Below are 8,322 nucleotides of genomic sequence, written 5' to 3' on the forward strand. Positions count from 1 at the left end.
AGGTGGTAGGGGTCGCCGTTGACCGATCCGTTAAACTGAAAAATGATCTGCGCGCCCTCGCCTTTGCCGCCGGCGGGTCCGCTGGGGATCGTGGGTTGCGGCGGCTGGTAGGTATTCGGCGGCGCTCCGCCTCCGCCGGCGCTGACCGTTCCGCCTCCTCCAAACTTCTGCGATTTGAGCTTCTGGATCTGGACAGCGGTGGCCACCACGGACGTGGCGGCGAACGCCGCGCCCACAATCGGGCCACCAATTTGCGCACCCTTGTTGTAGGAATGCACGGCGGCTTCATACCCCGCCACCAGGGCGTTGGCGATGGCGGCCTTTTTGCCAATCTCGAATAGCTTCTTGGACTTCGTGTCCATGAGCGTTGAGAGATTGCCTAACATGCCAGTCATGACCGACACCCGCTCTTGATGCTCCGCCTCCGCCAAAGCCTTGCGCTTGCCCTTCTCCCGCTCCTCGATCTCCGTCAGCGTGGCTTGATGCTGCGCGGACAGCTCGCCCAACAACTCCATATGCTGCGTTTGGGTTAACAGTTTTTCGTCCAGCGCCTCCTGCAGCATGTCCCGCCGGCGCTCGTACGATTCCCGTTCCGCCTCCTCTTCGGTCAGCAGGGATTCGCGGATGCTTTCGACGTTCCCCCGGATTTCGTTCTGACGCTGCAATGCGGCGTTGGCTTCCTCCTGCGCCGCCTTCACCCGTTGCAGGTTGTCCGCCACGGTGGCGGTCACGCCCTGGTAGTCCTGCAAGGTGACGACGCTTTCGCCCAGCGTCACCTTGAACTTTTCCGTCTCCCTGTTCGCCCCCTCCATCTGAGCGAAAATGTCGCCGGTGGCGCCGCGCAGGTTCTCCTGCATGGCGTACAGCTCGGCGTCCACTTTCGCCACGTCATCGGAGAGCTTGCCCAGGTAGTAGGTTCCAACCCGGATAAACTCAATCACGCTGGCGCTGACCTCCAGCGCGCCGGCGGCGAGCAAGCGCACCGCCTGCCCGCCCAGCTTGGCCGCCTCGGGCAGCACATCCCCCATGAAGTGCGCGACGCGCTCGATGGTCGGCCCCAACGCCACGGCCATGTTATTGGTCATGCCCGTCAGCGCCGCATTCATCTTGATAATGGCGGCATTGGCGGCGGTGGCCTGGGTCGCAAAGCTTGTGCTGATGGTGTTGCCGGTGCGGTCGGACTCTTCGCCCATGGCCCGAATGGCGGCGCTGCCGCCTTCCATGGTTTGCAGCAGAGCGACGCCTTCAGAGTCCAACAGTTTCATGGCGAGGCGCACCCGGTCCGACTTCGCCGGCACCTCCGCCAGAGCGTCCGCGAGCACTTCGAACTGCTGTTCGGGACGCAGTTGCTGGAGCTTCTGCGCGGATAAGCCCAGCGCTTTGATCGCGCCAATGGCTTCGCCACTGCCGGCGGCCGCCTCGGCGATGCGTCGGGTCATGCGCTGCAGGCCGGTTTCCAGCGTGCCGGCGGATACGCCCGACAATTCCGCCGCGTAGGCGAGACGGCTCAACCCTTCCACGCTCACGCCCAGGCGCACGCTTAAGTCGCCCAGGTGATTGGCCGCGTCCAGACTGCCTTTGATAACGCCGCCAAACACGCCCGCCGTGGCGATGGTGGTCAGCACGGAAAACATCTTGCCGGCATTGTTGGCCGCTGACGCCGTGCGCTCCAGATGCTTGTTGACGTTACGCAAGCCGTCTTCGACCTTGGCTGTTGCGAGGCGCAGATCAATGGACAGCGCGCCAATCATTTCCTGGCTCATAAGCAACCTGTAGGAATTACGAAATAGAAGGGTTAGGCGTCGCGCCAAGCATCGCCGAATAACAGATTTTTCAGGGCGTCCGCACGCTCCGCGCTACTCTGACGCTCACGTTCGAATTGCTCGGCGTAGGCGTCCAGGGATTCGTAAGCCATCCATTCCGCCAGCTCGGCGGAGTCGATCTCCTGCAGCAGAGCCTTAACCGTCTTGCCCAACTTGGCGGCGAGGTAGAAGTAAAACCGGCGCTCGGGCCGGCTCAGGAGTTTTTTGCAGCGTTCTCCACTTCGCCTTGGGTTAAGCGATTGAGTCGGGCGGCGACATGGTAGACGCGATCCAGGGCCGCGCAGGATTTCGCGCCCAGGGCTTTGACGTCGCTCTCGTTAAATAGGCGCTCGCCTTTGTCATCCACCAAGCAGACCGCCACCAGCTTGGCGCGGATGTTGGTCAGGTCGCGTTGCGCGCTGCCATCGGGAGACAGTTTCACCAGCGAGCCTTCGTAATCGTCACGGGCGGCGCCACTCATCAGGGCGACCCGAACGGTTCCGCCCCACTCCGGCACGTCCACATCGACAGACTCGATATCCTGCGCGGAAAGAATTTGCTGTTTACTTAAATAACTCATCTAAGAAGCCTCGTTTAGGGTTTCGCGAAAGTGGGTTTACCAGTGATGCGCAGTGCGGCGGAGCCTTCCAGCATGCCGCTGATGCCTCCACTTAAACTGGTGGCGTTCTTCACGTAAGCCTTGAATGTGGCGGTGGTTAAATCTGGAAAAGTAATCTTGACGGTCTTCAGCGCTCCGGACAGCTCAGCGGCGCGGACTTCGTTTTGGCCGGGGTCGGCGTAGTTGATAAACCAGTCCAGGCTAAAGCTCCCCCAATCGCGCTTGCCGAGAAAGAACTCGGACGTCTCGCTGCTTAAATCCGTGTTGTCGATTTCGGGGCGTTCGCCATCAAAACCGGAAAAAGATTTAACTCCGGTCACCTCGATGTCAGGCGTGCCGGCGGTCGTACCGTCGATTTCAATCTTTGTACCGTCGGCGGGCATTTTCGCCATGGTCAGTCCTCGTAAAATGTGAATGAATAATCCAGCATCAGCCGGTGGAGCTGGGCCGCCTCGTCGTACTCGTAGGTTTTGCCGTTGCGCACGGCGGTGAAGTCATTTCCGCGCAGAGCCAGGGCTTTGATCACCGCCTCCACCAACTGGTCCGCCTGCTTGAGCGTCGGGGCCCAGGCGTCGATCTGCGCCCGCTCGCGTCGGCTGTTGTCCTCTCCGCCCAGGTCGTTGACGGGATCGTCTCCGACATACAGCAGGGACAGCGCGGGCATTGATGCGTGGGGCGGTAAAAAGCGTCCGTGAATCGCCGACGGCGGAATCAGCGCCCTAACCTGATCCGCCTTACGCAGTCGCTTCAGCAATCGCGGAATAATCATCGGCGCGCCCTCGCTTGAATAATGGAATGCCACATGCGTTTGCCGGCGGCTTTGACCGCCGCATCCTTGGCGCGCAAAAACGCCGGACGCAGAAAAGGACGCGGGGCAACGCCAGGATGGTTAACGCCGGACACCACCTGCGAGCCGATGCGCAGACGCTTTTTGTTTTTGCGCTTGTTGCGGCCTCGTCCGGTAGTCGGGTTGGGAATGGCGTGCGGCGCGGCTCCGAATTCGATAAAGCGGGCGTAGTAGGCTTTGGGATGCACCCCCACGCGACCGGTGAAGCCGCGCCCGCTGCGATCCCTGCGCAGCTTGTAGCGGATGTGCTTACGCAGGTGGCCGCTTTTAACTGGCGCGCCTTGGCGTATTTCCTTACGGAAGGTTTTGGCGGCTTCGGTCAGCCCCTCCCGCGCCGCCTTGTTGGCCGCCTGTTTGCCGAGTTGCTGTAGGGCTTGGTGCAGCTCGCGCAAACCGCTGATCTTAACGCCGCTACTCATGATGAGCCCCCCGTATCCGCGCACATCAGCACCCATTCTTTATTCGCCTCGTTGGTGTTGATGGCGGAATGAATGTCATAAACGCGCCCCTGATAGATCGCTCGGTAATCCTGCGACGTGAGTCCGGCCAGCGCCTGCTCCCAGCGCAGCACGATACGGGTGGTCAGCTCGGCGCGGGGGCCACTGGTGGCCAGATATTCCCGACCGGATAGCGGCTCCACGCCCGCCCAGCGCGTGGCGACATCTCGCCAGCCCTGCACGGTTTCGCCGTACTCATCTTGGGTGGCGACGTTGGCTTGAATCGTCACGCGCCGCCGTAGTCGTCCCGCCCTCATAGTCGCCGAATCCGCAGCAGGTCCAGCAGCGCTTTGGAGCACAGCGGGACTTGCGAGACCGTCGCCGCCGTCTGGTCCTCCCGTTGCTCGTACAGGGTAGCGATGATCATTTTTATGGCGTGCTTGGCCAGCTCGGGAATGCTCTCGCCCTCCGCCAGGGGCAGCCCGGAATACTCCTCCGCCAGATTCCGCGCCACGGCGATCAGGGTTTCGATGTAGGCGTCTTCGTCGTCGTGCTCCACCCGCAAATGCTGCTTGGCTTCTTCCAGTGAGATAGGGGCCATTACGCCCCCTTACTCAATGTCAGCACCTTGATGGCGTTGGAATCCACCAACATGCCGCCCACCCGCTTGGTGGTGTAGAAGTGGACGAAGGGTTTATGGGTGTAGGGGTCACGCAGCATGCGCGCGCCAATACGGTCCACAATCGAATAGCCGCGCATGAAGTCGCCGAACAAGATAGCGTTCGCATCCGCCGCCACTTCCGGCATGTCTTCGTTTTCCTCGATGCCGTAGCCCAACAGCAACGAAGGCTGGCCCGCCTCAATGCCTGGACGCCACATGTAGTTGCCGTCCGCGTCCTTAAACTTGCGCACCTTCTCCACCGTGGTTCCGGTCATCATCCAGCTGGCGTTACGGCGAAACGCTTTCTTCAGGCGGTAGATCACGCTTAGCAGGTTATCCGCGGTGAAGTCCCCCGCCTTGCCGCTGATCACTCGTTGCAGCTTGCCGAACTCGCGGGAGGCGTCCGGGGCGGCGTCCATGGCGTAAGACAGGATGCCTTTCGGTTTGCCCACGCCATCGCCATTTAGAAAGGCGTCGGCTTCGCGGTCGACGAACTCTTGCGCCACTTCGTCGGCRATCCACTGCTCRACGTTGAAATACACATCGTCCAGCGCCTTTTGGGTCGTGGCGGGGTTGGCGTAAATCTCACCCATGTACGCCTCAATCTGCGCCAGCTTGGGTGTGTTGGTTTCCGGGCGGGCGTCGGTCTCGCCGACCCAGCCGGAACCGGCGCCGCCCAGGTTAACCAAACGTTTATAGCCGTCCGTGGATACCTGGATATTTCGGCACAGCGCCCGCATCGGCGACAGCTCGCGCTCCAGCTCCAGGATCTGGCGATCCAGCTCCTCCGGTACGCCAAAGCCGCCGTCCTGATTCGCGCCTAGGTTGACGGCCTTGGCCTCGATGCCGGCGGCGTTGTTCTTGCGCATCCACTGGTCAACAAAGTGTTTGCGGTATTCCGCATCGCCCTCCACTGTTCCGGGGCGGTTCTGCTTTTTATAAAGGCCGTCCAGCTCCTTCTTCAGGGCCTCCAGTTCGCTCAGCTGGGCGTTGAGCTTGTCGGTTTTTTCGGTGAGTTTGATTACCTCTGCGCGGGTGGCCTCCATAGAGGAGTCATTGGCTGATTTAAATTCCGTAAAGCGGCTAGACAGTTCTTCCGCTACGTCTTGGATGTCTTTTAATTCGACTGGCATCAGGGTTAGTTCCTTGTGGTGAATAAATTTTTTAAGGATGAAATAGCAGCCAAGGCTTGTGCGTGCTCGGCGTTTCGTTGGCGGTGTTTGACCTGCGCAATGCGCGCCTCGTCATTGGCGGGAAAAGTCACCAGAGACACTTCCCACAGGTCGATTTCTTTGATTAAGAACGCTTCTTTGGCGCTGTCGTATTCCATGCCGTTGGACGGGACGGAATAGCCAATAGAGAGGCCGGAAATAGAGCCGGCTTTAAGGTGCCCGTAGGCGCGTTTGGCCAGTGGGTCATCGTCAACCAGCAGACGCCCGGACAGCTTAAGGCCGTGCTCATCTTCCTCCATGGCGGTGTAGACGCCAATGGGTTCGTCCATGCGGTGTTGCCATAACAGCGCAGGCAGGCGGCCTTGCTGTTTCCAGCGCGCCAGAGAGGCGTTAAACGCGCCCTTGACCACAATGTCGCTGTACGAGTCTTTAACCCCGAATACGGAGCCGTACCCCTCAAACTCGCCGGAGTCAGACAGGGACTTAATCTTTAGTGGAAAATCTAACTTCTGCTTATTCAGCACTCTCAGCCTCTCCAGTGGGTTGACCGTTAACGGCCATGTTCAATGGCGTCAGGTAGGTGTCGCCGCCCTCCCTGGGGTTCATGTCCTCCAGGATGCGGACCTCGTTCGGACTCATGACGCCGTTTTGAATCATGGCCGTGTAGTATTCGCTGCGGGTCTTCATGTCGCCGCGCATCAGGGCGTTGATGTTGAACTTGGCGAAATGGCTGGCACGCTCTTTGTCGGACAGCAGCGACTTGTTAATGCGCTTCTCGATGCGCGTGCAGTACGGGATTAATGAATGTCGCGCAAAGGCGAGGTCTTGGTGTTCAATGTTGCTGAACGTCGCCCGCTCCAGGTCGCCGATCATGTGCGGCGGCACCCGGAAAAAGCCGGCGATCTCGGAGCGCTGAAACTTTCTCGTTTCTAAAAACTGGCTGTCTTCCGCCGTCATGGAGACTTGCAGCCACTTAAGGCCGCCATCGAGGATCATCTCGCGATTCTGGTTGGCGACGCCGCGGTGCAGCTCCATCTCCTGTTTCAGGCGCTCGTATTGTTTATCTGTCAGCGCGTGATCGGTGGAGAGCACGCCGGAGGGTTTCGCGCCATGCGCAAACAAGGTTGATCCATGTTTCTCGGTTGCTTTCGCAAGGCCCAAACAGTGGCGGTTGTACTGAATTGGGTTCAGCCCCGTCAGGCCGTCCAGACTCCATAGCCGAATATGCAGCACCTCCTCCGCCGGCAGCGTGCGTACAGGGCCGCTTTTGAACTGCACGTCATAAGTCAGTTCGTAGTTGTCGGAGAGTTTCGGCGTCACCGCATCGGGCGCCATGGGCAGCAGCTCCAGCACCCGGCCTGACGCCGTGCGGTTGATGTAGCTGTAATGGCTACCGCGTAAGCACAGGTGCGCGACGATCAGTTCTTTATATTCTTGGTCGGTCAGGTAGTCGTTCGGACCGTGCTTTAACAGCGCCTGTAGCGGATGGCCGCTGGCCTTTTCCGATCCGCCGCCGGGCAGCTCTTTGAAGAGGTTCAGCGGCAGCATGCCGATAGATTCCGTCAGCACTTTGATGCAGGAAAACACGGCGCTGATCTCCGGGGCGTTGCCGGGAGTAATCTGTACGCCAGCGTCGGCGTCATACCATGCGCCCAGCAACTCCGCGAGCTTGGCGGAGCTATCAATCACCGGCGCGCTTTTACGTCTGAATAAATTAAACATCAGGCAAACCTTATGCTGGGGCCGGTGGTTTCCGCCGCCAACATGGCGCGGCCCACGGCCATGATGAGCGCAACCGCGCCGTCGATTTTTTTGTCTTTGTGTTCTTTGGTGGGGCGAACGATGTCGTCATCGGCGCCGCCCATGTAGCGGCCCACCACGTTGCCCATACACCAGGTTAAAATGGGGTGGCCGTCATGATGAAAACGCCCGGCGGCGATGGCCGCTTCCAGCTCTTTCATGCCGGCGGACATACCGGAATAGTTCTGCGTGATCTGCACCGGGTTCAGGTTCTCGTCGTCCAGGCGGTGCGACAGGTTCAGCGCGCCGTGCGGATCGATGCCGATCTCCGCAATGGGGTGGCGTTGGTTGGTGTCGGTGACTTCCGCCAGCACTTCCAGATAGTCCACCTCCGCGCCGTCGGTAGCGGTGAGCGCCCCCAGGTTGACCCACTTCTGATAACGACTGGATAGCTTGCGGTTATCTGGATTGTTGACCGTATCCTCGGGCGCCCAGAATACGGGCGAGAGGCAGTAGTAATGCCGGCGGGTTCTTCCGTCCTCGTCCATCAGGTCGCGGTAGAACAGCTTGATGAAAGCGTTAAGGTCGAGTTTGCCGGCCAAGTCCAGGCCGCCGATACACTCCTGGCCTTCGAAGTCTTCCACGCTCAGGCTGGGGTCGTAGCAGCGTTGCCACTGCTCCATGTTGAAGAACGCCGAGCGCGCCGTAACCCAGATGTTTAAATGTTTGATCTTGAATATGTTCTGAAAGCGAGCGCTGCGAATCGCTTTTTGCTGCTGACTTTCCAAATACTTTTTATAAACGCTAACGCCCAGATTAGGGTTGGCCATCGCCAATACGTCCGGGTCCGCCCAGCGCTCCGGGTCGTCTACCCCATACATCAACGCAAACAACTCGTCATTCGGCGCGACGCCGTCCAGCATCTCTTGCGCCTCGGTCTGCTTGTCGTAGCAAGGGCCTTCGATGTTGTTGCCGGCGGTGGTGATGATAAACGTCAGCGGCTGCCGGCGTGCGCCCTGCCCCGTCACCATGGTCTCGTATAAG

The 8,322-nt window shown here is 59.9% G+C and carries 12 protein-coding genes; all 12 read right to left on the reverse strand.

Features of this window, described 5'->3' with window-relative positions:
• The coding region (locus tag KP814_RS31515; protein WP_216740501.1) for a hypothetical protein at nt 1–1,763 on the reverse strand (1,763 nt) is incomplete at its 3' end.
• A 32-nt stretch (nt 1,764–1,795) separates the two neighbouring features.
• Complete coding sequence (locus KP814_RS31520; RefSeq protein ID WP_216740502.1) at nt 1,796–1,975, reverse strand: hypothetical protein; 180 nt, start codon at nt 1,973–1,975, stop codon at nt 1,796–1,798.
• A 41-nt stretch (nt 1,976–2,016) separates the two neighbouring features.
• Nucleotides 2,017–2,382: a hypothetical protein gene (locus tag KP814_RS31525; protein ID WP_216740503.1), complete on the reverse strand. Its 366-nt coding sequence runs from the start codon at nt 2,380–2,382 to the stop codon at nt 2,017–2,019.
• Between the two features lie 14 nt (nt 2,383–2,396).
• On the reverse strand, nt 2,397–2,813 hold the full coding sequence (locus KP814_RS31530) for a phage tail tube protein (protein WP_216740504.1): 417 nt from the start codon (nt 2,811–2,813) through the stop codon (nt 2,397–2,399).
• Nucleotides 2,814–2,815: 2 nt separating this feature from the next.
• Nucleotides 2,816–3,190 (reverse strand): DUF3168 domain-containing protein, encoded by a 375-nt coding sequence (locus tag KP814_RS31535; protein ID WP_216740505.1) that lies wholly within the window; start codon nt 3,188–3,190, stop codon nt 2,816–2,818.
• A complete protein-coding gene (locus KP814_RS31540) occupies nt 3,187–3,687 on the reverse strand; it encodes an HK97-gp10 family putative phage morphogenesis protein (RefSeq protein WP_216740506.1) in 501 nt (166 codons plus the stop codon). Before KP814_RS31540 ends, KP814_RS31535 begins: the two co-directional genes overlap by 4 nt.
• Nucleotides 3,684–3,995 carry a phage head closure protein gene (locus tag KP814_RS31545; RefSeq protein ID WP_216740507.1) on the reverse strand — a complete coding sequence of 104 codons (312 nt, stop codon included), beginning with the start codon at nt 3,993–3,995 and terminating at the stop codon, nt 3,684–3,686. The genes KP814_RS31540 and KP814_RS31545 overlap by 4 nt, the downstream gene beginning before the upstream one ends.
• Nucleotides 3,996–4,018: 23 nt before the next feature.
• Nucleotides 4,019–4,306 (reverse strand): head-tail connector protein, encoded by a 288-nt coding sequence (locus KP814_RS31550; protein WP_216740508.1) that lies wholly within the window; start codon nt 4,304–4,306, stop codon nt 4,019–4,021.
• On the reverse strand, nt 4,306–5,499 hold the full coding sequence (locus KP814_RS31555; RefSeq protein WP_216740509.1) for a phage major capsid protein: 1,194 nt from the start codon (nt 5,497–5,499) through the stop codon (nt 4,306–4,308). The genes KP814_RS31550 and KP814_RS31555 overlap by 1 nt, the downstream gene beginning before the upstream one ends.
• 5 nt (nt 5,500–5,504) lie before the next feature.
• Nucleotides 5,505–6,062, reverse strand: a complete 558-nt coding sequence (locus KP814_RS31560) for an HK97 family phage prohead protease (RefSeq protein WP_216740510.1) — start codon at nt 6,060–6,062, stop codon at nt 5,505–5,507.
• Nucleotides 6,052–7,260 carry a phage portal protein gene (locus KP814_RS31565; RefSeq protein WP_216740511.1) on the reverse strand — a complete coding sequence of 403 codons (1,209 nt, stop codon included), beginning with the start codon at nt 7,258–7,260 and terminating at the stop codon, nt 6,052–6,054. Before KP814_RS31565 ends, KP814_RS31560 begins: the two co-directional genes overlap by 11 nt.
• Nucleotides 7,260–8,322, reverse strand: a 1,063-nt coding sequence (locus KP814_RS31570; RefSeq protein WP_253938783.1) for a terminase TerL endonuclease subunit, incomplete at its 5' end; no start/stop codon positions are given. The genes KP814_RS31565 and KP814_RS31570, both read right to left, overlap by 1 nt.

The sequence above is a fragment of the Hahella sp. HN01 genome (assembly GCF_018986435.1).
Lineage (GTDB): Bacteria > Pseudomonadota > Gammaproteobacteria > Pseudomonadales > Oleiphilaceae > Hahella.